General features: G+C 70.1%; 27 protein-coding genes. 17 read left to right on the plus strand and 10 right to left on the minus strand.

Annotated elements, in window-relative coordinates:
- Nucleotides 1-94: 94 nt before the first annotated feature.
- Both sucB and lpdA read right to left on the minus strand, forming a co-directional pair.
- Nucleotides 95-1,855 carry a 2-oxoglutarate dehydrogenase, E2 component, dihydrolipoamide succinyltransferase gene (sucB, locus tag ABZ863_RS14870; RefSeq protein WP_358535408.1) on the minus strand — a complete coding sequence of 587 codons (1,761 nt, stop codon included), beginning with the start codon at nucleotides 1,853-1,855 and terminating at the stop codon, nucleotides 95-97.
- Between the two features lie 46 nt (nucleotides 1,856-1,901).
- Complete coding sequence (lpdA, locus tag ABZ863_RS14875) at nucleotides 1,902-3,275, minus strand: dihydrolipoyl dehydrogenase (RefSeq protein WP_358535410.1); 1,374 nt, start codon at nucleotides 3,273-3,275, stop codon at nucleotides 1,902-1,904.
- Nucleotides 3,276-3,445: 170 nt separating this feature from the next.
- On the opposite strand from lpdA, the gene ABZ863_RS14880 reads away from it, so the two are divergent.
- Nucleotides 3,446-3,808: an oxidoreductase gene (locus ABZ863_RS14880; protein WP_358535412.1), complete on the plus strand. Its 363-nt coding sequence runs from the start codon at nucleotides 3,446-3,448 to the stop codon at nucleotides 3,806-3,808.
- 16 nt (nucleotides 3,809-3,824) lie between these two features.
- Here the strand turns inward: ABZ863_RS14880 and ABZ863_RS14885 are convergent, their stop codons facing one another.
- The gene (locus tag ABZ863_RS14885) at nucleotides 3,825-4,790 is read right to left on the minus strand and encodes an SMI1/KNR4 family protein (protein ID WP_358535414.1); all 966 of its coding nucleotides are present in this window, start codon (nucleotides 4,788-4,790) and stop codon (nucleotides 3,825-3,827) included.
- Complete coding sequence (locus tag ABZ863_RS14890; protein WP_358535416.1) at nucleotides 4,787-6,280, minus strand: leucyl aminopeptidase; 1,494 nt, start codon at nucleotides 6,278-6,280, stop codon at nucleotides 4,787-4,789. The genes ABZ863_RS14885 and ABZ863_RS14890 overlap by 4 nt, the downstream gene beginning before the upstream one ends.
- A gap of 79 nt (nucleotides 6,281-6,359) precedes the next feature.
- Here ABZ863_RS14890 and ABZ863_RS14895 point away from each other — a divergent pair, with 79 nt between their 5' ends.
- Entirely contained in the window at nucleotides 6,360-7,295 is a 936-nt protein-coding gene (locus ABZ863_RS14895; protein ID WP_358535418.1) for a hypothetical protein, read from the plus strand.
- A complete protein-coding gene (locus ABZ863_RS14900; RefSeq protein ID WP_358535420.1) occupies nucleotides 7,292-7,993 on the plus strand; it encodes a DUF402 domain-containing protein in 702 nt (233 codons plus the stop codon). The genes ABZ863_RS14895 and ABZ863_RS14900 overlap by 4 nt, the downstream gene beginning before the upstream one ends.
- Here ABZ863_RS14900 and ABZ863_RS14905 read toward each other — a convergent pair.
- Complete coding sequence (locus ABZ863_RS14905; RefSeq protein WP_358535422.1) at nucleotides 7,931-8,233, minus strand: hypothetical protein; 303 nt, start codon at nucleotides 8,231-8,233, stop codon at nucleotides 7,931-7,933. The two genes, ABZ863_RS14900 and ABZ863_RS14905, sit on opposite strands and share 63 nt — an antisense overlap.
- 61 nt (nucleotides 8,234-8,294) lie before the next feature.
- Here ABZ863_RS14905 and ABZ863_RS14910 point away from each other — a divergent pair, with 61 nt between their 5' ends.
- Nucleotides 8,295-9,398 (plus strand): branched-chain amino acid aminotransferase, encoded by a 1,104-nt coding sequence (locus ABZ863_RS14910; protein WP_358535424.1) that lies wholly within the window; start codon nucleotides 8,295-8,297, stop codon nucleotides 9,396-9,398.
- Nucleotides 9,399-9,428: 30 nt separating this feature from the next.
- Here ABZ863_RS14910 and ABZ863_RS14915 read toward each other — a convergent pair whose 3' ends face one another.
- Genes ABZ863_RS14915 through ABZ863_RS14925 form a run of 3 tightly spaced genes read right to left on the minus strand, consistent with a single transcriptional unit; the run spans nucleotide 9,429 to nucleotide 11,668 of the window.
- Nucleotides 9,429-10,433: a nicotinate-nucleotide--dimethylbenzimidazole phosphoribosyltransferase gene (locus tag ABZ863_RS14915; RefSeq protein WP_358535426.1), complete on the minus strand. Its 1,005-nt coding sequence runs from the start codon at nucleotides 10,431-10,433 to the stop codon at nucleotides 9,429-9,431.
- Nucleotides 10,434-10,443: 10 nt separating this feature from the next.
- Entirely contained in the window at nucleotides 10,444-11,397 is a 954-nt protein-coding gene (locus tag ABZ863_RS14920; RefSeq protein WP_358535428.1) for a sugar-binding transcriptional regulator, read from the minus strand.
- Nucleotides 11,398-11,401: 4 nt separating this feature from the next.
- Nucleotides 11,402-11,668 (minus strand): HPr family phosphocarrier protein, encoded by a 267-nt coding sequence (locus ABZ863_RS14925; RefSeq protein WP_358535430.1) that lies wholly within the window; start codon nucleotides 11,666-11,668, stop codon nucleotides 11,402-11,404.
- A 130-nt stretch (nucleotides 11,669-11,798) separates the two neighbouring features.
- Here ABZ863_RS14925 and ABZ863_RS14930 point away from each other — a divergent pair, with 130 nt between their 5' ends.
- The 12 genes from ABZ863_RS14930 to ABZ863_RS14985 all read left to right on the plus strand — a co-directional run bounded on the left by ABZ863_RS14930 (nucleotide 11,799) and on the right by ABZ863_RS14985 (nucleotide 21,457).
- Entirely contained in the window at nucleotides 11,799-12,449 is a 651-nt protein-coding gene (locus ABZ863_RS14930) for a PTS glucitol/sorbitol transporter subunit IIC (protein ID WP_358535432.1), read from the plus strand.
- Nucleotides 12,446-13,492, plus strand: a complete 1,047-nt coding sequence (locus ABZ863_RS14935) for a PTS sorbitol transporter subunit IIB (protein WP_358535434.1) — start codon at nucleotides 12,446-12,448, stop codon at nucleotides 13,490-13,492. Before ABZ863_RS14930 ends, ABZ863_RS14935 begins: the two co-directional genes overlap by 4 nt.
- Nucleotides 13,493-13,683: 191 nt before the next feature.
- Entirely contained in the window at nucleotides 13,684-14,058 is a 375-nt protein-coding gene (locus ABZ863_RS14940) for a PTS glucitol/sorbitol transporter subunit IIA (RefSeq protein WP_358535436.1), read from the plus strand.
- On the plus strand, nucleotides 14,055-14,441 hold the full coding sequence (locus ABZ863_RS14945; RefSeq protein ID WP_358535438.1) for a transcriptional regulator GutM: 387 nt from the start codon (nucleotides 14,055-14,057) through the stop codon (nucleotides 14,439-14,441). The genes ABZ863_RS14940 and ABZ863_RS14945 overlap by 4 nt, the downstream gene beginning before the upstream one ends.
- A 64-nt stretch (nucleotides 14,442-14,505) precedes the next feature.
- Nucleotides 14,506-15,117 (plus strand): TetR/AcrR family transcriptional regulator, encoded by a 612-nt coding sequence (locus tag ABZ863_RS14950; RefSeq protein WP_358535440.1) that lies wholly within the window; start codon nucleotides 14,506-14,508, stop codon nucleotides 15,115-15,117.
- Between the two features lie 64 nt (nucleotides 15,118-15,181).
- Entirely contained in the window at nucleotides 15,182-15,781 is a 600-nt protein-coding gene (locus ABZ863_RS14955) for a hypothetical protein (RefSeq protein ID WP_358535442.1), read from the plus strand.
- Between the two features lie 162 nt (nucleotides 15,782-15,943).
- Nucleotides 15,944-17,251 (plus strand): SAF domain-containing protein, encoded by a 1,308-nt coding sequence (locus tag ABZ863_RS14960; RefSeq protein ID WP_358535444.1) that lies wholly within the window; start codon nucleotides 15,944-15,946, stop codon nucleotides 17,249-17,251.
- A complete protein-coding gene (locus ABZ863_RS14965; RefSeq protein WP_358535446.1) occupies nucleotides 17,242-18,213 on the plus strand; it encodes a thiamine pyrophosphate-dependent dehydrogenase E1 component subunit alpha in 972 nt (323 codons plus the stop codon). Before ABZ863_RS14960 ends, ABZ863_RS14965 begins: the two co-directional genes overlap by 10 nt.
- Nucleotides 18,210-19,214, plus strand: a complete 1,005-nt coding sequence (locus ABZ863_RS14970; RefSeq protein ID WP_358535448.1) for an alpha-ketoacid dehydrogenase subunit beta — start codon at nucleotides 18,210-18,212, stop codon at nucleotides 19,212-19,214. Before ABZ863_RS14965 ends, ABZ863_RS14970 begins: the two co-directional genes overlap by 4 nt.
- Nucleotides 19,208-20,329 (plus strand): dihydrolipoamide acetyltransferase family protein, encoded by a 1,122-nt coding sequence (locus ABZ863_RS14975; protein WP_358535450.1) that lies wholly within the window; start codon nucleotides 19,208-19,210, stop codon nucleotides 20,327-20,329. Before ABZ863_RS14970 ends, ABZ863_RS14975 begins: the two co-directional genes overlap by 7 nt.
- A gap of 7 nt (nucleotides 20,330-20,336) precedes the next feature.
- Nucleotides 20,337-21,092: an IspD/TarI family cytidylyltransferase gene (locus tag ABZ863_RS14980; protein ID WP_358535452.1), complete on the plus strand. Its 756-nt coding sequence runs from the start codon at nucleotides 20,337-20,339 to the stop codon at nucleotides 21,090-21,092.
- Between the two features lie 11 nt (nucleotides 21,093-21,103).
- Entirely contained in the window at nucleotides 21,104-21,457 is a 354-nt protein-coding gene (locus tag ABZ863_RS14985; RefSeq protein ID WP_358535454.1) for a hypothetical protein, read from the plus strand.
- Here the strand turns inward: ABZ863_RS14985 and ABZ863_RS14990 are convergent.
- Nucleotides 21,454-22,449 (minus strand): aldo/keto reductase family protein, encoded by a 996-nt coding sequence (locus ABZ863_RS14990; protein ID WP_358535456.1) that lies wholly within the window; start codon nucleotides 22,447-22,449, stop codon nucleotides 21,454-21,456. The genes ABZ863_RS14985 and ABZ863_RS14990 overlap by 4 nt on opposite strands.
- A 60-nt stretch (nucleotides 22,450-22,509) precedes the next feature.
- Nucleotides 22,510-23,169, minus strand: coding sequence for a DUF3043 domain-containing protein (locus ABZ863_RS14995; protein ID WP_358535457.1), 660 nt, complete (start codon nucleotides 23,167-23,169; stop codon nucleotides 22,510-22,512).
- A gap of 138 nt (nucleotides 23,170-23,307) precedes the next feature.
- Between ABZ863_RS14995 and ABZ863_RS15000 the strand changes: the two genes are divergently transcribed.
- Nucleotides 23,308-23,685 carry an iron-sulfur cluster assembly accessory protein gene (locus ABZ863_RS15000; RefSeq protein ID WP_358535459.1) on the plus strand — a complete coding sequence of 126 codons (378 nt, stop codon included), beginning with the start codon at nucleotides 23,308-23,310 and terminating at the stop codon, nucleotides 23,683-23,685.
- The last annotated feature ends 150 nt before the right edge of the window (nucleotides 23,686-23,835 follow it).

A 23,835-nucleotide genomic window follows, 5' to 3' on the forward strand; every position in this document is an offset into this window, starting at 1 on the left:
CAGTCACCATGACTCCGTCATGGCTCCCTCCTCCGCCTTGCGATGCATCCATCTGGATCACCGCTCGCACGGAGGACGGTTCCCAGACGCGCTCTTACAGGCCGAGCTCGTCTTCGAAGTTGCCCTCTTCGAGACGCTGCTTGATCGTCGTGAGGAACCGGCCGGCGTCGGCCCCGTCGATCAGGCGGTGGTCGTAGGTCAGCGGCAGGTACACCATCGAGCGGATGGAGATGGTGTCGTTGCCGTCGACGTCGGTCACCACGACCGGGCGCTTCACGACCGCACCTGTACCGAGCATGCCCGACTGCGGCTGCACGATGATCGGCGTGTCGAACAGGGCGCCGTTGCTGCCGATGTTGGTGACGGTGAACGTGCCGCCGGTCAGCTCGTCCGGGGTCACCTTGTTGCTACGTGCCCGCGCCGCCAGGTCGGCGATGCGGTGCGCCAGCCCGGCCAGGCTCAGCTCACCCGCGTCGTGGATCACCACCGAGAGCAGGCCACGGTCGGTGTCCACGGCGATGCCGAGGTGCACCGCGCCGTGGTAGGTGATCTCCTTGGTGTCCTCGTTGTAGGAGGCGTTGACGTTCGGGTGCTGCTTGAGCGCCTCGACGGTCGCCTTGGCGAAGAACGGCAGGAACGTCAGGTTGACGCCCTCCCGCTCGCGGAAGGCCGCCTTGGCGCGCTGGCGCAGCTTGGCGATCTTGGTGACGTCGACCTCGTGCACCTGCGTCAGCTGCGCGGAGACCTGCAGCGACTCCCTGGTCTTCGTCGCCGTGATCTGCCGGATCCGGCTCGCCTTCTGCACGGTGCCGCGCAGCGCGGCCTTCTCGGTGTCGGACACCGAGACCGGCGCGGCCGCCGGTGCGGACGCGGCCACGGGCGCGGGCCGCTCCACGGCGGGAGCGGGCTGCTGCTGCAGCTGCTTGGCCTCGACCGCGGCGAGCACGTCCTGTTTGCGGATGCGGCCACCCACACCGGTGCCGGTCAGCGCGTCCAGGTCGATGTCGTGCTCAGCGGCCAGCTTGCGAACCAGCGGCGTGACGTACGGCGCGGCACCGTCGCGGCTCGGTGCCTGCTCGGTGCGAGCGGCGACCGGCTGCGCGGGCTGCGGCGCCTGCTCCGGAACCGGGGCAGGCGCAGGGGTGACGACCGGTGCGGGTGCCGGAACCGGTGCGGGGGCCGGTGCGGGGGCCGGTGCAGCCTGCTGCGGTTCGGGCTGCGCCGGTGCGGCGGGCGCCGCGGGCACGGCACCGGCGTCGCCGATCACGGCGAGCCTGCCACCCACGTCGACCGTCTCGTCCTCGCCGACGGAGATCTCCAGCAGCGTTCCGGCGACAGGGGAGGGGACCTCGGTGTCGACCTTGTCGGTGGAGATCTCGAGCAGCGGCTCGTCGACCTCGACCCGGTCACCGACCTGCTTGAGCCACCGGGTGACGGTGCCCTCCGTGACGCTCTCGCCGAGCTCCGGCAGCGTCACCGGAGTACCGGAGGCCGCGCTGACGGGCGGCGCGGCCTGCGCGACCGGCTGGGGCGTTGGCTCCGGCTGGGCGGGCTGCTGAACCTGCGGTTCCGGCTGTGCCGGTGCGGCGGCGGCAGGTGCGGCGGCTCCGCCACCCGAGCCGTCGTCGATCACCACGAGCTCGCCGCCGACCTCGACCGTCTCGTCCTCACGCGCCACGATCTTCTGGACCGTTCCGGCGACGGGGGAGGGGACCTCGGTGTCGACCTTGTCGGTCGAGATCTCGAGCAGCGGCTCGTCGACCTCGACCCGGTCACCCTCCTGCTTCAACCACCGGGTGACGGTGCCCTCCGTGACGCTCTCACCGAGCTCCGGCAATGTGACGGAGTACGCCATCGTTCGCTGACTCCCTTGACTGTTTCTGATGTGGTCTGGTTATCCGTCAGCCGTGCACGTGGAGCGGCTTGCCCGCCAGGGCCAGGTGCGCCTCGCCGAGTGCCTCGGTCTGGGTGGGGTGGGCGTGGATGAGCGGGGCGACGTCCTCGGGGAACGCCTCCCAGTTGTAGATCAGCTGTGCTTCGCCGATCAACTCGCCGACGCGGTCGCCCACGAGGTGCAACCCGACGACCGGGCCATCCGGCGCCTTGATGAGCTTGACCGCACCGGAGGTCTTGAGGATCTGGCTCTTGCCGTTGCCCGCGAGGTCGTAGGTGAAGGTCGTGATGTCGGAGCCGAACTTCTCCTTGGCCGCGGCCTCGGTCAGTCCCACGGAGGCGACCTCGGGGTGGGAGTAGGTGACGCGCGGGATACCGGCCTCGTCGATCGGCTTCGGGTCGAGCCCGGCGATCTCCTCGGCGACGAAGATGCCCTGCTGGAAACCACGGTGCGCGAGCTGAAGGCCGGGCACGATGTCGCCGACCGCGTACACGTTCGCCAGGTTGGTGCGCAGCCGCTCGTCGGTCAGCACGAACCCGCGGTCCATCCGGACACCGGCTTCGTCGTAGCCGTGGCCTGCGGTGTTGGGGCCGCGGCCGACGGCCACCAGCAGCAGGTCGGCCTCCAGCGTCTCGCCGGACTCCAGTGAGACGCTCACGCCGTTGTCGTCCTGCTTGGCGCCGGTGAACTTCACGCCGGTCTTGAAGGCGATCTTGCGGCGGCGGAACGCGCGCTCCAGCTGCTTCGAGGCGAACTCGTCCTCGTTCGGCACCAGCCGCGGCAGCGCTTCGACGATGGTGACGTCGGCCCCGAAGGAGGCCCACACGCTCGCGAACTCCACACCGATGACGCCGCCGCCGAGGACGACGACCTTCGCCGGGACGTAGTCCAGCTTCAGCGCGTCCTCGCTGGCGATGATCCGCCCGCCCAGCTCGAGACCCGGCAGCGTCCTGGAGTAGGAGCCGGTGGCCAGCACCACGTTCTTGCCCGTGTAGCGCGTGCCGTCGACATCGACGGAGGTGCCACCGGCGAACGTGCCGGTGCCCTCCACGTAGTTGATCTTGTGGGCCTTCGCCAGACCCTGCAGTCCCTTGTAGAGACGGGTGACGACCGAGTCCTTGTACTTGTGGACACCGGCGATGTCCACACCTTCGAAGAGGGTCTTGACACCGAACTGCTCGCCGTCACGGGCCGTGTCGGCGACCTCGGCGGCGTGCAGCAGCGCCTTGGTCGGGATACATCCTCGGTGCAAGCAGGTGCCGCCCAGCTTGTCCTTCTCGATCAGGGTGACGGAAAGGCCAAGCTCAGCGGCACGGAATGCCGCGGCATAGCCACCCGATCCGCCACCAAGGATCACCAGGTCGGCTTCAGCGTCGGTCACTTCTCAAACTCCTCGGCAGGCAGTGTCGATGGTGTACACGGGCGCCGTGGTGCGCTCATCACACCTCATCTTGTCACCTCGCCTGAAAAGCTTGCGACCTAGTGCTGTTACAGGCCGCGGTGACCGTTTCGTCCACGGAATAATGATCGTGAGGACTGAGGAAGGGAGAGGTGGTCGAGGTGGGGTTGTTCGACGCGTTACGCCGCAAAGGGAGGGGGTCGTCGAAGCCGGGAACGCTGCGAAAGGCCAGCTCAGCGGATACCCGGCACCTCGAAGAGTGGGCTGCCTCCCGGCGCGGGGTCGAGGCGTATGTGGAGCCCCGGACCACTGTCACCGACACCACTGTGGTGCTGGTCGCACATGACGGCGAATGGACCCGCAGGCGCATCGGCAGCCTCGGCGCGGCGCAGGAGTTCGGCCGCAAGCGCTCGATCCCCGTCTACGAGGTCGCCAGGACCGGCTACCCCAAGCGCATGCGCGAGTACACGCAGCGACAGAAGATCATCGATCAGCGGCGGTCCGAAAGCGACTGAGGCATGGTCAGCCTGGTCACCCGGCCGCTGTCAGCAGCCGCAGGTGCTCTTCGAGTAGGGCGCGGACTCCCCGGTGTGCGGTAGTGCCGAACAACGGGTCCCATTCGGCGATCTCGCCGGTGTCCGGCCGTAGCACGAGCACCGGTGGCTCGCTGATCGGCACCACGGTGCCGGTCAGCGTCAGCTCGGCCGCGCCCAACAGGCGGGGGAACACGACGTCGGCAGGCAGGCCGTCGCAGGTCAGCAGAAACGCGCGGTACTCGGCGGGCAGCGGCAGCCCGAGTCGGCGCTCGGCTTCCGCGAGTGCGGGGTGCGTCGCGGGCGGCGGAGCCGCGTCCGGTTCGCCGCGCTGTCGCATGATCTCGCCGACCACCTCCGGCCAGTCAAGCTCGTCCCGCTCAGGTTGGTAACGCGCGTGCAGCGCGGCGATCAGGCTGCCCGCGTAGCCCTCGACCTCGTCCCGCGCGAGCGCGAGCGCGCCGGGGAGCAGCGTGGCGACGTGCCGGCATCCCGCCAGTGTGGCGAGTGCCCGCGTGGCCGGCTCGCCCGCGACCAGCGCCGCCCACCGGTCGAGCGCAGCGTGGGCGGCCGCATGGTCCCCGGCCGCAGCGGCGGCTTCGGCCTCGGCGGCCGCCGAGGCCAGCGGGTCCTTGTCCGCGGCGGTGACCAGGTGTGCGCGGTGAGCCTCGGCTTCGGCATCGAGGTCCACCGGATCCAGCTCAGCCGCCCAGCCGACATCGGTGCCGCGGGCGGCGAGCAGCATCGCCCAGGCCCGCGCGGTCAGCGGATGCGCGGCGAGCCGGCTCACTCCCCGTTCGGTCACGGTGCGCCAGTGCCGGATCAGCCGGTCGGCCTCCGCCGCGGCACCGGCGCACGTCAGCAGCAACGCCGCCCTGCCGATGGCCTCGTCGACACCGTCCTCGGCGGCCGTCAGCACCGTGTGCACGGCCGCCTCGGCGTCGGTGCCGAAACCCGCCGTCACCCGTTGTCGGCGATGTCGGCGAGCACCGCGGCGATCGTGCGGACCGGGACGCCCGTGCCGCCCTTGCCGGTGTAGCCCCACGGCCCGCCGGTGTTGAACGCCGGGCCCGCGATGTCGATGTGGGCCCACGGCAACCCGTCGGTGACGAACTCGCGGAGGAAGATCCCGGCCGCGAGCATGCCGCCCCAGCGGGAGCCGGTGACGTTGGCGAGGTCGGCGAGCTTGGAGTCGAGATCACCGCGCAGCTCCTCGGGCAGCGGCATCGGCCAGCCGTTCTCGCCGGTGGCCTGCGCGATCGCGGCCACGCGGTCACGGAAGGCGTCGGAGCCCATGATCCCGGCCGTGCGGTTGCCCAGCGCCACCAGCTGCGCGCCGGTCAGCGTCGAGGTCTCGATCAGGTAGTCCGGCTCGTCCTCGGTGGCGCGCACGATCGCGTCGGCCAGGATGAGCCTGCCCTCGGCGTCGGTGTTGAGCACCTCGACCGTCGTGCCGCCGTACATGGTCAGGACGTCGCCGGGGCGGTAGGACGTGCCGGACGGCATGTTCTCCGCGAGCGGGAGGTAGGCCGTCACGTCGAGCGGGTACTTGAGCTTCGCGGCGAGCACCACGGAGGCGAGCACGGCCGCGGCCCCGGACATGTCCGAGGTCATGTGGTCCATGTTCGCGGCGGGCTTGAGCGAGATACCGCCGGTGTCGAAGGTGATCCCCTTGCCGACGAGCGCGATCTTCTTCTTCGCCTTGGGGCCCTGGTAGCTGATGCGCACCAGCCGCGGCGGTCGCGAGGAGCCACCGCCGACACCCAGGATGCCGCCGAAGCCCTTGCGCTTGAGCGCCCGCTCGTCGAGCACCTCGACCTCGAGCCCTGCCGCGTCAGCCAGCTTCTTCGCCCGGTCGGCGAACGATGCGGGGAACAGGTCGTTCGGCGGGGTGTTGATCAGGTCGCGTGCGGTGATCACGGCCTCGGCGATGGCGGTGGCGGCCTTGAGCGTGGCGCGATGCTGGCGGGTGGTGCCCTCGGCAGGGCTCGCGACGTCCACCGCGGACACCGGGGCGTCGCCAGGCGCGGACTTGTACGCGGTGAAGGCGTAGGCGCCGAGCACGGTGCCCTCGACGGTCGCCTGCAGGTCCACAACGGACAGTGTGGTCAGCGCGTGCGCGGTCCCGGCGAGCGCGCGGCCGGACGCACCCGCGGCGCGGCGGACCTGCTCGTGGGTGGGCTCCGGTGCGCCGAGGCCGACGGCGAACACCACACCGGCAGGCAGCTTGCCCAGTGTGGGTACCTTGACGATCTCCTCGGCCTTGCCGGTCGCTCCGAGGGTGCGCAGCACGTCGAGCAGGGTGCCGCCGAGCGCCGCGTCGACCGCCTCCGCGCCGGGGGCGAGTTCGAGGCCGTCGGCGCCCTGCACGGTGCCGATCACGACGGCCTCGGCGCGGGTCTTTCCGAGCGCGGCATCGGTGATCTCGGTCAGGGCAAGCTTCGGCACGCTCACATCATGCTCCTCGCTGTGGTCTCAGGTCTGTCCGCCATGCTATTGACGGCGGTGGGATGTGTGAGAGGTAGGTACGGGCGTGCAGGTCGGTGCGGGCATTCTGGGCGCGCTGGCCGTGGCGGCGTCGTCCGCGGGATGGTGGCTGCTCGCCGGGCTCGGTCTCGCCGCGGTGCTGGCCTTCTGTGCGCAGTGGACGGTGCGGGACAGTGATCCCGACGATCTCGACGATCTCGACGGCATCGGCATGCGCTGGTACCGCGGACTGGGCAGCGCCGCGCGGCTGGCCAGGATGGTGTTCTTCGCAACGGTCCTCGCCGCCTACCTGGTGCCGGAGCGTCCCGGCCCGGCGGCAGCCGTGTTCGTCGCCGTGGTCACCGCCGCGGACGCTGCGGGCTTGCGGATCAACGCCTACTGGCGCCGGTGGATCACCGGGCTGCTGATCGCGGCCGCGGTCGGCTTCGTGGCGGTGAGCTTCGCGATCGCGCCGCTGCCGCGGCCCGGCGGTGCGGAGTCGCCGGGGCCGGGCACGTTACTCCTTGCGGCTGCGCTGTTCCTGCCACTGTTCGCGGGCTTGGACCGCACACGGCTGGCGGTCGGCACGGCATTCGCCATCGCGGTGGCTGGTGCGGCGCTGTACCAGCTGGGCCCGGTGCGGCTGGGTCTCGCGGTGACCTCGCTGCGGGAGGTACTCGCCGCCGCCGACGCGCAGGCGCTCGAACCGGTGCTGGCCGCGGTGGTCGCACTGGCGACGGTGCCGGCGGCGCTGCTCGCGTTCACGGCAGCGCGCGAGCTCGCCAGGCCACGCATGCCATTCGCCGGCACACTCGTGGGTGGGCTGGCGGCGGCGCTGCTCGCCGTTGTGCTGACGCCGCCCACCGCACTGCTGATCGCGGCGGCGTTCGCGCTCGGTGAGGTGCTCGCCGGCGCGGTACTGGCCCGGCGCCGCGGCTTCCCGGCTATCGTGACGGTCGTGCTCACGGCATGCGTACTCGGCGGGCTGGTGCTCGGTCTGTGAGCGGGCCGCGATGGGTGGCAGGCCAGACCGTGGTGCTTACCTTCCAGCGCCCTGACGCCAGCGTCGGCCAGCAGCATCCGCTGCGCGTGGTGGCCGATGACGGCAGGCAGTTGCTCGGCTGGATCCCCGCCGGGACGCCGATCGTCGGCAGCCGCCTCGCCGATGGCAGGCATCTGCGGGAAGCGCCGCTGGCGGAACGGTTCGTCACGCCGCGGGTACGCATTCGCGACCGATGGCATGGGACGTCGACGTTGCGGTTGATCACCGAGGACACCTGGTCGTCGGTGTGGTGGTTCTTCGATGCGGCAGGCGCGTTCACCGGCTGGTACGTGAACCTGGAGATCCCGCTCGGCCGCGATCGTCTCGGACCACGGCGCATCGACGGCGTGCTGGATCTCGTCGTTGACCCCGACCGGAACTGGTCATGGGACGACGAGGACGAGGCCGAGGAGGCCATGCGGGTGGGCAGGCTCACCGCGGAGCAGCTCGACCGGCTGCGGGTGGAGGGGCGGCGGTGTGCCCAGCTGGCGGAGAACGGTGCGTTCCCGTTCGACGACACCTGGACCGCGTTCCGGCCCGACCCGGCGTGGGCGCCACCAGAGCTCCCCGCGCGGTTGCTGGCGGATCTTGCCGGGTCAGGCGATCAGGTAGGCGAAACCGAACAGGACGGCCGCCGCGGCCAGCAGCCCGGCCAGTGACCGGCCGGGCAGATCACGGGGAAAAACCTTGCCGTGCAGGTTCTTCCACCACACGACGCCGAACACGGCGCCGATGATGCCGAGGAACCCGCCGAAGCCGCCTGCCATGACGTAGCCGACGAGTGTGAGTGCGCCCGCGGCGAAGGTGAGCAGCGCGGCGGCGGCAAAGGTCTTGACGTCGGAGGCGGTGCCCGCGGACACGCTGTTGCGGCCGGACGGGCGCTGAGGCTGATGGCTCACGGTGTCATCGTAGGGGCCGCTCGATACTCTGACGTCCTACCAAAGAGCTATGCTGCCTGGCATGACTACCGCGATCCCCTTCAGCCGTACCCTCAGCTCGACTCCCGCCTCGGCGGAGCGCGTAGCTGAGGTACTGGCGAAGCCGGGATTCGGGACTCATTTCACCGACCACATGGTGACGGTGACGTGGGACGACGAGCACGGCTGGCACGACGCGCGGGTGCGTCCTTACGAGGGGCTGTCCCTCGACCCGGCGACGGCCGTTCTCCACTACGGCCAGGCGATCTTCGAGGGCCTCAAGGCCTACCGGCAGCCAGACGGTTCGATCAGCGCCTTCCGTCCGGAGGTCAATGCGGCACGGTTCCGCAGGTCGGCCCGCCGCCTCGCGATGCCGGAGCTGCCCGACGAGCTGTTCCTCGGTTCGATCCATGAGCTCATCGCCGTCGACGGGCGCTGGGTGCCGACGGGCCAGGGCGACACGCTGTACCTGCGGCCGTTCATGATCGCGACCGAGGCGGGGCTCGGGGTGAACCGGCCCTCCAGCTCCTACCTGTACTCGCTCATCGCCTCGCCGGCAGGCTCCTACTTCGCCGGTGGCGTGAAGCCCGTCAGTGTGTGGCTGTCGACCGAGTACGTGCGTGCGGCGCCAGGCGGAACCGGTTTCGCGAAGTGCGCCGGTAACTACGCCGCCTCCTTCGTGGCGCAGGCGCAGGCCGTCGAGCAGGGTTGCGACCAGGTGGTGTGGCTCGACGCCGTCGAGCGCCGGTGGGTCGAGGAGATGGGCGGGATGAACCTGTTCTTCGTCTTCGGTTCCGGTGCCGACGCCAGGGTCGTGACACCCGAGCTGACGGGGTCGCTGCTGCCGGGCGTCACCCGCGACACCCTGCTCACCCTCGCGTCCGACTTCGGGCACCGCGTCGAGGAGCGGCGCATCTCCACCGACGAGTGGGAGAAGGCGGCGGCCTCTGGCGAGCTGACCGAGGTGTTCGCGTGCGGCACCGCCGCGGTCATCACGCCGGTGGGCCGGGTCAAGCACGCGAGCGGCGAGTTCACGATCGCCGGTGGCGAGCCGGGCGAGGTGACGATGCGCCTGCGTGCCGAGCTCACCGGGATCCAGGAGGGTACGCGCCCTGACCCGCACGGTTGGATGCGCACGCTCGCCTGAGCCCTTGCTGCGACAACGACAGCGGTCCGGTTAGCTCGCCTTCTCGGCGAGGAGCCGGACCGCTGTCGCGAGCAGGGGCAGTGTGGCGGCGGCGCCGGCTCCGCGGCCAACGCGGATGCCGAGGTCGACGATGGGTTCGAGGTCGAGGTGGTCCAGCGCCAGCACCTGCGCTGGCTCGGTCGACCGGTGCGCGGCGACCCACCACGAGCGCGCACCAGGTGCGAGTTCCTCGGCCACGAGCGCGGCGGCGGCAACGGCGAGCCCATCGAGCAGCACCGGCGTCCGCCGCACCGCGGCCTGCGCGAGAAAGCCGGCCATCGCGGCGAGATCCGCACCACCGACGGTCCGCAGCAGACCGACCGGATCGGTGACCACCGGGTGTGCGCGGCGCATGGCGTCGCGCACGGCGACAGCCTTGCGCATCCACGTGGCGTCGTCGATTCCGGCGCCGCGGCCGATCACCGCCACCGGTTCGGTGTCGGTCAGTGTCGCCACGAGCGTCGAGGCCGGCGTGCTGACGCCGACGCCGAGTTCGGCGGGGATCAGCAGGTCCGCACCGGCGTCGACCTCGGCGTCGGCGACGCGCATGCCGGCCTCGACCGCCGCCTCGGCCTGCTCCGCCGTCAACGCGTCCTCGACGTCGATCGCGCCGGAGGAGCGCCGCACCTTGAACTCGGCGTCGGCAACGCCGTCGTCGTCACGGTCCACCGCCAGGTCAAGGCAGCGCACGGTCGCGCCGGCGGCTTCGGCCAGCACGCTGAGCATGCCGCCGCCCTCGCGCAGCGCGGTGAGCGCCGCCGTGGTCGTCCCCGGCTGCTCGGCGGAGACGCCACGCGCCGCGATGCCGTGGTCGCCCGCGAACACGACGATCCGCATGCGGCGCAACGGGCGCGGCGGGTACTGGCCCTGGCACGCGGCGACCCACGCGCCGAGGTCGTCCAGCCTGCCGAGCGTGGCGGGCGCACCATGCCTGCGCAGCGCCTCGGCACGTGCGATCTCATCGGGATGCGGAACTACGGCGAACTCGATGGGCACGCCACTCAAGCTACCCGGCGTCGCGCGTGAGCAGCGCCCTGGCCAGTGAACTGTCGCAGACCAGCACATCGAGCACCGTCGAGCGCAGCGCGCCCAGCACACCGCCTGCCTTCTCCGGGCCCGCCGCGACGCCCGTCACGGTCGGGATGGCCCCGAGGTCGGCCAGCGACACGGCCAGCACGTGGTCGTCCGCGGTCCCGGTCAGCGGTTTGCCGTCGGTGTCGAAGAACCGAGCGCAGATGTCGCCGGCCGGGCCTGCCGCGTCGAACTCGGCCCGTTCGGCCGGGCTGAGGTTCATGGCCTCGACCAGCGCGGCCGAGGAGCCGAGCCCGACACTGCCGATGCCGACCATCGCGACCTGGACCCGGCGGGCGGCATCCAGGGTCGCCTGCACGCTGGGTTCGGCCAGCAGCACGTCCCGGCCCGCCTTGGAGGTGAGCAGGGCAGGCGCGTGCAGCCGCTGGAAGCGGCCACCGACCCGGCCTGCCAGGTCCCGCACCAGCTCCTCACCACTGATCGCGGAGTCCACTGCGGACAGTCCGCCGACCAGTGGCAGTACCTCGACGTCGAGCCCGCCCTCGTCGGGAATGTGCTGCACCACGGCCTGCATCCCGTGCCCCCACGAGATGCCGATCTGTTGCCCTGCCTGGATATTCTCCAGTAGCCAGCGCGCGCCGAGGTCGCCGACCCTCGACAGTGGACGGTCGCCGCTGTGGATCTCGGCGACCCGGCAGTCCCGCAGATCGAACCTCGTGGTGAGCTCGGCTTCGAGGTCCATGTCGCGACCGGTGGGGTCGTTGATCTCGATCCGGACGATGCCGCGCTCGCGTGCGGCGGTGAGCATCCGCGACACGCTGGAGCGGCTCACGTTCAGCGTGGTCGCGATCTCGTTCTGGGAACGGCCTTCCTCGTAGTAGAGCCGGGCCGCTCTGACGAGTAGCTGCTGATCGCGCGGTGCGGGCATGTGCTCACGCGTCCAGATCGGTCACCAGTAGCTGGGAAAGCTCGGTGAGTGCCTTGTCGGCGCCCTCGCCCTCGGTGCGCAGCACGACCTCCTCGCCGTGGCCGATCGCGAGGCTGAGCACGGACAGCATGCTGCGTGCGTCGACGAGGTCGGTGCCGGGCCGTCCGATCGAGACGGTGCCGGGATGCTGCGCCGCGGCCTTGACGAACACGCTGGCGGGCCTGGCGTGCAGGCCGACACTGGAAGCGATCTTGACGTGGATCTCCGGCATGCGGGCTCCTTCTGCGGTTGGGTCTTGTCGACGCTTGAACGGCATGTTACACACATCACTGGCAAACGTGAAGAACGTCAGCACAAATGTGCAAATGCCGGAATATGGGGGGCCGAGAAGGAGGCCAGCAATGCAAGTGCTTGCTGTAATGGCGCAGCAGCAGCCGGCGCAGCCAGAACAGGATACGAGCGGAGGTGCGCTCGGCGTCCTCGAGTGGCTGGGCACCCATTTCATTGGGCTGTTCAACGAATCGGGCAAGCAGTTCGTCGGACTCGTGACCGGCATCCTGCCGACGCTCATTGTGCTGCTCACGTTCATGTACGCGCTCACCATGTTCATCGGTGAGCAGCGTGTGACGCGGGCGGTGCAGTGGTCGGGGCGCTGGTGGATCACCAGGTACACGATCATGCCGATGCTCGCGGTACTGATGCTCACCAACCCGATGTGCTACTCGTTCGGCAGGTTCCTGCCGGAGCGGCACAAGCCGGCGTTCTACGACTCCGCGGTGTCCTTCGTGCACCCGGTGACGACGTTCTTCCCCTACGCCAACGCGGGTGAGCTGTTCGTCTGGCTCGGCATCGCCAACGGCATCACGCAGCTCGGCGAGTCGACGGTTCCGTTGGCATTGCGGTACTTCCTCGTCGGTATCCTGGTGATCTTCATCCGTGGCATCGTCACGGAGAAGCTCACCGCGTTCATGATCAAGCGGACCGGCCGCACCGAGGTGTTCGCCGATTTCGACCGCGAGTTCGAGGCAGCGAAGGCGGGTGCACGGGCATGAGCGAGATGGAGACTCACACCTCGGCCGCGGTGTTCGCGCGGCCGGGCTCCGGCGGCTGGGGTCGCGGCCTGTTGCTGCGGGTCGATGGCAAACGCAACAAGGTGCTTTCGGTGACAGGTGGCGGGATTCACCCGGTGGCTGCCCGGATCGCCGAACTGACCGGGGCCGAGGCCGTCGACGGTTTCACCACCACGGTGCCCGACGACGAGGTGGTGGCCGCGGTCATCAACTGCGGCGGCACCGCGCGGATCGGGGTGTACCCGCGCAAGGGAATCCCGACCGTCGACGTCTACCCGGGAGCGCCCGGTGGGCCGCTGGCGAAGTTCATCACAGAGGAGCTGTTCGTCTCCGCGGTGGGAGTCGGCGAGATCGAACAGTCCACAGCGGACGGTGAGAGCGCGGCCCCCGCCGCTCCGGCAAAGAAACCCGTTGTCCCGCCGCGTGAGGAGCGTCCGTCGTCGCGGGAGGTCGCGGCCACCGTCACCGGCAATGGCCGGTTCGGCCAGGCCTTCAACTCGGTCACCGGCGTGTTCGTGAAGTTCGGCTCCGGCGTCGGTTCGTTCGTCAACACGATGCTCGCGGCCGGGCGGCAGACCATCGACCTGACGTTGAAGACGATCCTGCCGTTCATGGCGTACGTGAGCCTGCTACTCGGCGTCGTGATCTACACCGGTGTGGCGCAGTGGATGGGCCAGGTGCTCTCGCCGATCGCGAGCAACCCGATCGGGCTGGTCACGATCAGCCTCGTCGTCGCGCTGCCATTCCTGTCGCCGATCCTGGGACCGGGTGCGGCCATTGCACAGGTGATCGGGACGCTCATGGGCAGCCAGATCGCGATCGGCGCGCTGCCGGTGCAGTACGCGCTGCCGACGTTGTTCGCGATCAACGGCCAGGTCGGCTGTGACTTCGTGCCGGTGGGGCTCGCGCTCGGTGAGGCGAAACCGGAGACGGTCGCGGTCGGCACCCCGGCCGTGCTCATCAGCCGCATGATCACCTCGCCACTCGCGGTCCTGATCGCGTGGGCGGCCAGCTTTGGGCTGTAGTGAGGGGTTGCGACATTGCGTGGCGGCACTCAAGGCGACCACTGAGCGCGCTCCAGCCGAAGGCTTCGCGATCGCGGCTGCGGGGCCGTCCAACAGCGGCAGAGTGCGTTTGCTCGGGTGGTTGAGCCCTGTAGACGCGATTGTGATCGCGCGCAAAGTCGCCGAGAACTAGTGAGGGGTACCAAGGAACGATGAACGTGTACTACGAGAGCACTGTCCTGCGAGCCGGCGACGAAGCCGGAGACATGGTCGAAGGAGGCGTGGTGATCCTCTACGCCGACCCGATCCCGGACGCGCTCGAGAGCGTGAGCGTCGTGCACGGCCCCGCGCGGGGACCCGAGCGGGAGATCCGGCCCGGCGACGTCTTCTCCCTCGGCGACCAGCAGGTGGAGCTCGTCGCGGTCGGGGAGCGGGCGCACGAGAACCTGCGGACCCTCGGCCACATCGTCGTCTACCTCGACCCGGACGAGGGCGCCGCGCTGCTGCCCGGCGCGGTGCACGGCAAGGGCACGATCTCCGTGCCCGCCGCCGGTGCCCGGCTGGCGCTGAGCGGGGGAACCTCATGAGCTGGCAGGCGGTCGCGCTGCTGCTGGTCGCCTTCGTCGCGGCCGGCCTGCTGAGCTACCGCCAGCACCTTGCGTACCAGCGGGCGGTGAACGAGCTGGCCACCGAGGAGAACCGCAGCGGTGTCCTGCTGGTGAGCGGGCGGGCGAAAGGCCGTCTGCGCGGAGCGATCGTGCTGCTGGTGATCGACCGCCGCAAGGGGCAGGTGCTGCGAGCGCGGGCGATGGAGGGCAGATCCGTGTTCGCGACGTTCCGGGAACGCCCAGAGCTGGCGGGCCCGGTCGAAGGCGCCGAGGACCGTGCCGGGTCCACGGCGCTCGGCCGCGCCGTCCAGGAGGCGCTCCGCATGGCGAGCCGTCTCAACGCGGGCGCCCTGCGTACCTAGCTGTTGCGGGGCAGGACGATGCTGACCGGTGCCGCGTCATACCGTATCGCGATACGGTATGACTGTGAGTGCTCAGAAGGTGGTCCGCAGCCGACGTGCCGGCGGAGCTAATCGCAGCAGGGTTCTCGACCAGGTGATCCGGGTACTGGCTGAGCGCGGCTACGCCAGTACCCGGTTCGCCGATGTATCGCAGGCGGCCGGTCTGGCGGTCAGCACCTTGCAGGGGTATTTCGGTTCGCGCGAGGACATGCTGATCGAAGCCCTCCGCGGGGCGACATCCAGCGAGATTGCAGTGTTGCGCGAGTTGGCGGCTGGGTTCGATGATCCGTGGCAGCAACTCGTGGCGCTCGTGGATCGAGGTCTGTCCACGGAGGTGGCCACATGGCGGATGCTGATGGAGTTCTGGACCGCCGCGGCCCACGACGCGGAGCTATGTGAGCATGCGGCCTCTCTGGCCGAGCAGTACCGGCAGCCGTTCGCCGACGCGGTTCAACGTGGTGTCGAGTCTGGTGCGTTCTCGCCGCGGTTCGACGTGCCCGCCATCGTGGACGTGGTCGTGGCGACGATGGACGGGCTCCTCTACCCGATCGTGCTGGGGCACCGGACGTCGGCGGACGTGGATTATCGCGACGTGGTGCTCGACCAGCTCGCTTTCACCCTCGGGAGCGGCGAGTGACGGCACTGGTGACCGGCGCGACCGGCAAGGTCGGCCGACAGGTCGAGTTCGTCCAGGGGGCCGGATGATCCTGCCGGACCGCATCGCCCACGCCGTCGCCGCAGGCGACGTGACCGTGGCTTACCGCCGCTGGCGCAAGCCCCGCGTTCGGGCAGGGGCGACGTTCCGCACGGTCGCCGGGATTGTGCGCATCGACTCGATCGAGCAGGTCGACTCCGATCGACTCGGCGACCCAGAAGCACGAGCCGCCGGCTACGACTCCGGGGAGAAGCTGAAGGCCACCTTCCGCGGTGAGCCGGACGATCCGGTGTATCGCATCGCTCTTTCCTGCGGCGGTCCCGACAGTCGCAAGGACATCGCGGCCGACGACGACCTCACCCCTGACGACATAGCCGAGATCGATGCGCTCCTGGATCGACTTGACGCCCGCGAACCCTGGGCGCGCGCAACCATGAACCACATTGCCGAGGAGCCCGGCATCACCGCCGGCGCGCTGGCGGACCGGTTGCCAATCGGGAAGGAATCACTCAAGCGCCGGATACGCACCCTCAAAGAGCACGGACTGACACGAAGTCAGCCGGCCGGCTACCTGCTCTCCGCGCGAGGGCGCGCCTACCTGGCCGCCTCCGTCCGAGGCTCGGCACCCGCGCAACGAGCGGAGTAGCTCCCCGAACAGGGGCCACCTGTCTGCGTTCGACGCGACCTGCACGAATGTGCAGATCCTCGGTCTTGTGTGCTGCCAACATCCCGTGCTACCAAGTAAATCACCATGGTGCACATGTCGTGCACATATGTGCAGATCGCGGGGAGACCGGAGGATCTCGGGATGAGTTATGTCGATCGGCTGCGGGCACGCGAGCGGGAGCTGGGCCGCCCGGTTCGCGTGGGGCTCGTCGGTGCAGGGCAGATGGGGCTCGGCTTCGTGGTGCAGGCGAGCCGTATCGCCGGCATGGAGGTCGCGGCCATCGCCGACATCGCACCGGAGCGGGGGCGGCAGGCGTTCGCGCAGGCCGGTCGCGACGACGCCGTCACGGGCGGCAGTCGCGCCGAGCTGGCGCGCGCCATCGAGAGCGGCACGCCGGTCGTCACCGACGACGCGCAGACGCTCACCGGGTTGCCGCTCGATGTGCTCGTCGATGCCAGTGGTGTCCCCGAGGTCGGTGCTCAGCTCGCTTTCGCGGGACTGCTCGCCGGCAAGGACATCGCGATGCTCAACGTCGAATGCGATGTGACCGTCGGCCTCCTTCTGGCGCGGCTGGCGAACGGACTCGGCCGGGTCTACACCGTGTGCCGCGGCGACGAGCCCGTCGAGTGCAAGGCGCTCGTGGACTACGTGCGCGACATCGGCTTCGAGGTGGTCTGCGCGGGGAAGGGCAAGAACAACCCTCTCAACCCGGCCGCGACGCCGGATTCGGTCGCCGACGAGGCCGTCGCGAAGGGCATGAACCCGCACATGCTCGCGAGTTTCGTCGACGGCTCCAAGACCATGATCGAGCTGGCCGCGCTGGCCAACGGGGCGAACCTGCGCGTGGCGGCGCGCGGGATGACGGGGCCGCACTGCACTGTCGAGGCACTGGCGGAGACCTTCCGGCCTGCCACGGATGGCGGGGTGCTGCCGGACGCGGGTGTCGTGGACTACTGCACCGGCCCGGTCGCGCCGGGCGTGTTCGTCATCGGCCGCAGCGACCATCCCGCGATCGTCGAGGAGATGGCCTACCTCGGGATGGGCAAGGGTCCGTACTACTCGTTCTACCGGCCCTACCACCTCGCCAGCGTCGAGGCGCCGCTCACGGTCGCCCAGGCCGTGCTGGACCGCACCCCGAGCCTGGCCCCACAGGCGTGGAACGCCGAGGTGCTGACCGTGGCCAAGCGCGACCTCCGGCAGGGGGAGTCGATCGACGGCATCGGCGGCGAGACGGTGTACGGGCTGACCGACAGCGCTGCGAACGCCCGCACCGGTGGGCACGTTCCGCTCGGCCTCGCGGCCGGTGCCAGGGTGCTGCGCGACGTCTCCGCGGGAACCGTGCTGACCACGGCCGATGTCGCCGTCGACGAGACCACCACGATCGCGACGCTGCGCAGGCTGCAGGACAGGCTGCTCGAGGGCGAGGAGGTGCTCGGCGCATGGATCTGACAAAAGATGCCGCCGTGGCAAGGGAAACGCTACGGACAATGTGGACGATCCGGCGTTTCGAGGAGGCGGTGGACGACCTGTTCGCACGTGGCCTCATGCACGGCACGATGCACCTGTCGATCGGGCAGGAGGCAGTTCCGGCAGGCGCGTGCCTCGCCCTGCGCGACGGCGACTACATCACCTCGACGCACCGTGGGCACGGGCACTGCATTGCCAGGGGCGCCAGGCTCGACGCGATGATGGCTGAGCTGCTCGCCAAGGAGACCGGTTACTGCCGCGGCCGCGGCGGCTCCATGCACATCGCCGACGTCGCCACCGGAAACCTCGGCGCCAACGGCATCGTCGCGGGCGGCGTGCCCATCGCCGCGGGCGCCGGCCTCGCGGTCAAGCTCCGCGGCGGGGACCAAGTGGTCGTGAGCTTCTTCGGCGACGGCGCAGTCAACGAGGGCGCCTGGCACGAGGGTGTGAACCTCGCCGCGATCTGGGACCTGCCGGTGGTCTTCGTGTGCGAGAACAACCACTATGGCATGTCGATGCCGGTGACCGGTGCGTTCAAAGTGGAGCGGCTCGCCCAGCGGGCGGCGGCCTACGGCATTCCGGGCGTGACGGTGGACGGCAACGACCCGCAAGCCGTGCACGACGCCGTCGCCGACGCCGTGCACCGTGCCCGCGCGGGGGAGGGGCCCTCCTTCGTCGAGGCCGTGACCTACCGCTGGAAAGGACATTCCAAGAGCGACAAGAACCTCTACCGCACGCGCGAGGAGATCGAGCACTGGCGCGAGCGGGACCCCATCGTCCGGTTCGAGCACGCCGTCGCAGGCACACTGTCCGATGCGGACATCGCCGACTGTCGCGAGCAGGCACGCGACCAGGTGCGCGCTGCCATCCGGACCGCGAACGCCGCGCCGGACGCCGTGGCCGACTCCCTGACCGACGCCGTGTACGCGGGAGGATCCCGATGACCGCCGTACTGAACGGGACACGGACACTCACCTACGCCGAGGCGGTGCGCGAAGCGCTCGCCCAGGCCATGGCCGCCGACGAGCGGGTGTTCCTGCTCGGCGAGGACATCGGCACCTACGGCGGTGCGTTCGGCGTCACCGGTGACCTCGTCCACCGCTTCGGCCCCGAACGCGTGCGGGACACCCCGATCAGCGAGCTGGGCATCGTCGGTGCCGCGGTCGGCGCGGCGCTGGCCGGCATGCGGCCGATCGTGGAGATCCAGTTCTCCGACTTCACGGCACAGGCCATGGACCAGATCGTCAACCAGGCAGCGAAGATCCACTTCATGCTCGGCGGGGCGGCGAGCGTACCGATGGTGCTGCGTGCGCCGGGCGGTTCCGGTACCGGCGCGGCCGCCCAGCACTCGCAGAGCCTGGAGGCCTGGTTCGCCCACGTGCCAGGGCTCAAGGTGGTCATGCCGGCCACCCCGGCCGACGCCAAGGGGTTGCTGCTCGCGGCGATCGACGACCCGAACCCGGTGATCGTGCTGGAACACAAGCTGCTCTACAAGCAGAGCGCTCCGGTGCCGGAGGAGTCCACCCGGGTGCGGCTCGGCGAGACCGCGGTGCGGCGAACCGGTGACGACCTCACGATCGTGGCCACCGGCGTCATGGTGTCCCGGTCACTCGAAGCGGCGGAACAGCTTGCGGGGCAAGGTATCCAGGCCAGCGTGCTCGACCCGCGCACGCTGCGGCCGCTCGACGCAGCGACCATTGTGGACAGTGCCGCCGCCACCGGCAGGGCCCTGCTCGTGCAGGAGGCACCCAGGACCGGCGGCTTCATGGCCGAGATCGCGGCGCAGCTCGTCGAGTCGAGCGCCTTCGGCCACCTGCGGGCGCCGGTCGCGAGGCTGTGCGGGCTCGACGTGCCGATCCCGTACGCGCCGCAGCTGGAACGCGCGGCGGTGCCGCAGGTCGAGGACATCGTGCGTGAGGCGAGTGAGTTGGTGCGCCGGTGGTAGCGAAGGAAGTCGCCCTGGTCATGCCGAAGATGTCGATGACCATGACCGAGGGGGTGTTCCTCGCCTGGCGCAAGGCCGAGGGTGACCCGGTGCGCCAGGGTGAGGTCGTCTGTGAGGTCACCACGGACAAGGTCGACATGGAGGTCGAGGCGACCGTCGACGGTGTGCTGACCCGGCTGATCGCCGAGCCGGAGGACGTGATCGCCGTCGGCGAGCCCATCGCCTACCTCTCTTCCGAGGCCGACGACCTGCTGGACGGTCTGTTCGACACGCCGGCGCCCGCGGAACCGGAGCCCGAACCGGAGCCGGAGCCCGTCGCCGCGGTAGCTGCTCCGCGAGGCAATGGGGTGGCCGCGGTACCGGCGGCACGGCGGCTCGCGGCCGAGCGGGGGATCGACCTCGCCACCCTCACGCCGACCGGGCCATGGGAAACCATCCGGCTGGCCGATCTGCCCACAGTGGACACCCCGCCCGCACCGGTGAAGCGAGTGCGGGGTGGGCGGGCGGCTGTCGCGCGCCGGATGTCGGCCAGCGCGCAGGTACCGCAGTTCGTCCTGTATCGCGATGTCGACTTGACGACCGCTGCCACCCGGCGTGGCGCGATCGGCTGGACGGCGGTGTTCACCAAGGTGCTCGCCACGGCCCTGCGCCGGCACCCCGAGCTCAATGCCGGCTGGGTGGACGGCGGCGTGCGACGGCATGACCACGTCGGTGTCGCGCTCGCCGTGGACACCGAGCGCGGGCTGCTCGCGCCGGTGGTCACCGATCCCGACCGGCAGGAGCTGGCCACGCTGGCCCGGCGGATCAGCGACGTTGTCGGCAGGGCTCGCGCCGGCCGCCTCGAGTTGGCGGAGCTGTCGGCTCCCGCCAGCACCACGCTGTCCAATCTGGGCGGAGCCGGAATCGATGCGTTCCAGGCGCTGCTGACCCCGCCACAGGCCACGGCCCTCGCGCTGGGGGCCATCGCGCCGAAGGTCGTTCCCGTACCCGGCGGAATCGGCGTGCGCCTGCGCTGCACCGTCGGGCTCAGCGTGGACCATCGTGTGGCCGACGGTGCCGACGGCGCCAGGCTGCTCGCGACGGTTCAGGAGCTGCTGGATGGCGAGCTCGTATGATTTCCGTGTGGCGGAACGGAAAGCGCGGCGCGGCTGGCGAGAACGGCGAAGGCCGTACGCGGCGGGCGTCGTGCTCGCCAGCGGGGCGGGCAGCCGGGTCGGCGCCGAGATCAACAAGGTGTACCTGCCGCTGGCGGGCCGCCGCCTTGTCTCCTGGTCACTCGGTGCCTTCGCCCGCGTGCCGGAGATCGGCGTGGTCGTGCTGGTCGCACGCCCGCAGGACGGCGAGCTCGTGAACTGGGTGCTGGACCGCGAGGTCGACGGTGCCGAGGTCGAGGTCGTCTACGGCGGCGAGACCCGGCAGGAGTCCGAACTGCGAGCCCTGCGCCACCTCGCCAGCCGCATCGACGACGGCGTCGTCGACACCGTGCTGCTGCACGACGCGGCACGGCCACTGGTGAGCCCGGCGCTGATCGCCGGTGTGCTGCACTCGGCGCGCGAGCACGGCGGGGCGATCCCCGGCCTGCCCGCCGAGGACATCGTGGAGGTCGGAGCCGACGGCGCCATGCTCACCGAGCAGCCTCCGGGTGCCGTCATCCGGGCACAGACGCCACAGGGATTTCGTGCCGCACCGTTGCTGGCGGCCTACGAGCAGGCCGCGCGGGAGGAGTTCCTCGGCACCGACACCGCGTCCTGTATGGAGCGGTTCTCGGCGCTACCCGTGCACTGGGTGCGGGGCGAGCAGCAGAACTTCAAGATCACGTACCCGCACGACCTCGTGATCGCCGAGCAGGTGCTCGCGGCGGCGGAGTATCAGCTGTGAGAGTGGGCATGATGGGCACTGTCGAGCACGCCATGCTGGTCTGCCACGACTGCGGTCAGGAGACGCGCCACGAGCTCGCCTACGCCGGCAGGCTGCTCGTCGTCACCACCTGCACGCGCTGCGGCAACAGCATCGAGCGCGACGTACGCAGCCAGTACCTCAGGGACCTGCGGCACCGCATGGTCAGCAAGCCGGGCCGCATGCTGCGGCGGCTCCGCAGACACCCTGTCGGGTTCGCCAGCTCCCTGCCGCGCACCACCGTGGTCAAGCCCTGGGAGCTGCTGGAGGAGATCCGGCTCGTGTGGGGTGCCGCCGCCGGTGCCCGCCGCGAGGATCCCGGCGGGCACCAGCAGCGCGGCACCTAGGCCCTGGGGCTGACGGTCAGGCCCGGGTCGCGCTCGACAACGCCCAGCAAGGTGGCGTCGATGCTCGTCAGCAGGTCCGCGTCGAGCTTCACCCCGGCGGCCTTGACGTTCTCGTGCACCTGCTCCGGCCTGGAGGCACCGATGATCGCCGAGGCCACGTTGCTGTTCTGCAGCACCCACGCCACAGCCAGCTGGGCCAGCGACAGCCCCGCCTGCTCGGCCAGCGGGCGCAGGTTCTCGACCCGCTCCAGCACCTCGTCCCGCAGGAACCGCTTGACGAAGTTCGCGCCGCCCTTCTCGTCGGTGGCGCGGGAGCCAGCAGGTGGCGGCTGACCGGGCTTGTACTTGCCGGTGAGCACGCCCTGCGCGATCGGCGACCACACGATCTGGCTGAGGCCCTCGCGCTCGCTGGCCGGGACGACCTGCTCCTCGATGACCCGCCACAGCATGTTGTACTGCGGCTGGTTCGACACGAACGGCACCTTCAGTTCCCTGGCGAGCGCCGCGCCCCTGGTGATCTGCTCGGCCGTCCATTCCGAGACGCCGATGTAGAGGACCTTGCCCTGCCGGACCAGGTCGGCGAAGGCGGCCATGGTCTCCTCGAGCGGGACCGTGTGGTCGAAGCGGTGCGCCTGGTAGAGGTCGATGTAGTCGGTGCGGAGCCGCGTCAGCGACGCGTGCGCGGACTCCATGATGTGCTTGCGGCCGAGTCCCTTGTCGTTGGGACCACCGGGACCGGTCGGCCAGAACACCTTCGTGAAGATCTCCAGGCTCTCCCGGCGCTGGCCGGCGAGGCCGCGGCCGAGGACCGCTTCCGCCGCCGTGTTCGCGTACACATCGGCGGTGTCGAAGGTCGTGATGCCGGCGTCGAGCGCGGCCTTGATGCAGGACTGCGCCTGCTCCTCTTCGACCTGCGAGCCGTGGGTGAGCCAGTTGCCGTACGAGATTTCACTGACCGAAAGGCCACTACGGCCGAGACGACGAAACTCCATGCCGTTGAGCCTAGTCACAGATGGTTCGCAAGGCTAACGACCTGGAGTAACTCCAGCTCCCTACGGGATCGGGTCGCCCGGCTTGATGCGCGGCTTCGGCATGCGGAGCCTGCGGAGCTGGCTCGCCCGGACGAACGCGTACCAGCCGATCGAGCCGCCGCGCACCGTCTCGTTCGGGAACCGTTGCCGCACGAGCTTCGCGATGCGGCGGCCGTTGAGGAAGCCCTCCACCACCATGCCGATGAGCAGCACCGTCGTGACCAGCGTGGCGTACTGCTGGATCGCGGGGACCGGCACGAGCAGCGACACGAACACCAGGATCGCCAGCGGCATGAACAGGCCGAGCACGTTGCGCCGCGAGTCGACCAGGTCGCGCACGTAGGCCTTGACCGGACCACGGTCGCGCGGCAGCAGGTAACGTTCGTCACCCGCCATCATGCGCTCGCGGCGCTCCTTCGCGGCCTCGCGCCGTTCTTCCTTCGTCACGGGGTTCTGCTTGCGCAGCTCCCGGTTACGCCGCATCGCCTCGCGCGTCGTGCGCGGAGGCGGGGCCACCGGTCCCCTGCGCTTGTTCTCCGCCTCCCGCCGCTTCGGGGTCGCTTTGCCCTTGCTCGGCGTGTACCCCTTCCGGGCGTGAGATTCGCCCGAGGCGACATCGTCCGCCTCGGCGGTGCCGGCCTTACCGGCGTCATCAGCAGTGTTACGGCGCAGGAACCTCACCTCACCAGGGTATTGCAGCGCTCACCGTCCATGTTCAGCCGGTCGAAAGATGTGTCACCATGGACGGTGGGAACAGAACGGGCACCAGGTGTGTTGGGACCGGTGACCGCCCCGCCGAACAGATCCCGAGGGAGAGTCATGACGACCGCTGAGCAGACCGGCAACACCGCCGCCGAGGCCGGCGAGGCCACGCACGGCGTGATCCTGACCGACGCCGCGGCTGCCAAGGCGAAGGCGCTGCTCGATCAAGAGGGCCGCGATGACATGCACCTGCGTATCGCCGTGCAGCCGGGCGGCTGCGCGGGCCTGCGGTACCAGTTGTTCTTCGACGAGCGCACCCTCGACGGCGACCTGTTCCGCGACTTCAACGGGCTGCGTGTCGCCGTCGACCGGATGAGCGCGCCCTACGTGCAGGGTGCCGAGATCGACTTCGTCGACAGCATCGAGAAGCAGGGCTTCACGATCGACAACCCCAACGCCGGCGGATCCTGCGCCTGCGGCGACTCGTTCCACTGAGGTGTTGCGGGGGGCGACCCCCGCAGGCCCCACGGTGCGAGCTTCTTACCTTGGCGGGCGCTGGTCACCTTGTTGTGACCAGCGCTCGTTGTGTTTGTAGATCGTCGTTGCGGGGGCGTTCCCCCGAATGCACTCAGGGGCCGCGATCGG

The organism is Saccharomonospora sp. NPDC046836, from assembly GCF_040645195.1.
Lineage (GTDB): Bacteria > Actinomycetota > Actinomycetes > Mycobacteriales > Pseudonocardiaceae > Prauserella_A.

What these genes read in the sequence shown, in the direction of transcription:
- ABZ863_RS14930 (WP_358535432.1), top strand. Translation starts at nt 11,799, where the DNA reads ATGCAAGTGCTTGCTGTAATGGCGCAGCAGCAGCCGGCGCAGCCAGAA.
- ABZ863_RS14935 (WP_358535434.1), top strand. Translation starts at nt 12,446, where the DNA reads ATGAGCGAGATGGAGACTCACACCTCGGCCGCGGTGTTCGCGCGGCCG.
- ABZ863_RS14910 (WP_358535424.1), top strand. Translation starts at nt 8,295, where the DNA reads ATGACTACCGCGATCCCCTTCAGCCGTACCCTCAGCTCGACTCCCGCC.
- ABZ863_RS14960 (WP_358535444.1), top strand. Translation starts at nt 15,944, where the DNA reads ATGAGTTATGTCGATCGGCTGCGGGCACGCGAGCGGGAGCTGGGCCGC.
- sucB (WP_358535408.1), bottom strand. Translation starts at nt 1,855, where the DNA reads ATGGCGTACTCCGTCACATTGCCGGAGCTCGGTGAGAGCGTCACGGAG.
- ABZ863_RS15000 (WP_358535459.1), top strand. Translation starts at nt 23,308, where the DNA reads ATGACGACCGCTGAGCAGACCGGCAACACCGCCGCCGAGGCCGGCGAG.
- ABZ863_RS14920 (WP_358535428.1), bottom strand. Translation starts at nt 11,397, where the DNA reads ATGCCCGCACCGCGCGATCAGCAGCTACTCGTCAGAGCGGCCCGGCTC.
- ABZ863_RS14985 (WP_358535454.1), top strand. Translation starts at nt 21,104, where the DNA reads ATGGGCACTGTCGAGCACGCCATGCTGGTCTGCCACGACTGCGGTCAG.
- ABZ863_RS14955 (WP_358535442.1), top strand. Translation starts at nt 15,182, where the DNA reads ATGATCCTGCCGGACCGCATCGCCCACGCCGTCGCCGCAGGCGACGTG.
- ABZ863_RS14990 (WP_358535456.1), bottom strand. Translation starts at nt 22,449, where the DNA reads ATGGAGTTTCGTCGTCTCGGCCGTAGTGGCCTTTCGGTCAGTGAAATC.
- ABZ863_RS14925 (WP_358535430.1), bottom strand. Translation starts at nt 11,668, where the DNA reads ATGCCGGAGATCCACGTCAAGATCGCTTCCAGTGTCGGCCTGCACGCC.
- ABZ863_RS14940 (WP_358535436.1), top strand. Translation starts at nt 13,684, where the DNA reads ATGAACGTGTACTACGAGAGCACTGTCCTGCGAGCCGGCGACGAAGCC.
- ABZ863_RS14965 (WP_358535446.1), top strand. Translation starts at nt 17,242, where the DNA reads ATGGATCTGACAAAAGATGCCGCCGTGGCAAGGGAAACGCTACGGACA.
- ABZ863_RS14945 (WP_358535438.1), top strand. Translation starts at nt 14,055, where the DNA reads ATGAGCTGGCAGGCGGTCGCGCTGCTGCTGGTCGCCTTCGTCGCGGCC.
- ABZ863_RS14970 (WP_358535448.1), top strand. Translation starts at nt 18,210, where the DNA reads ATGACCGCCGTACTGAACGGGACACGGACACTCACCTACGCCGAGGCG.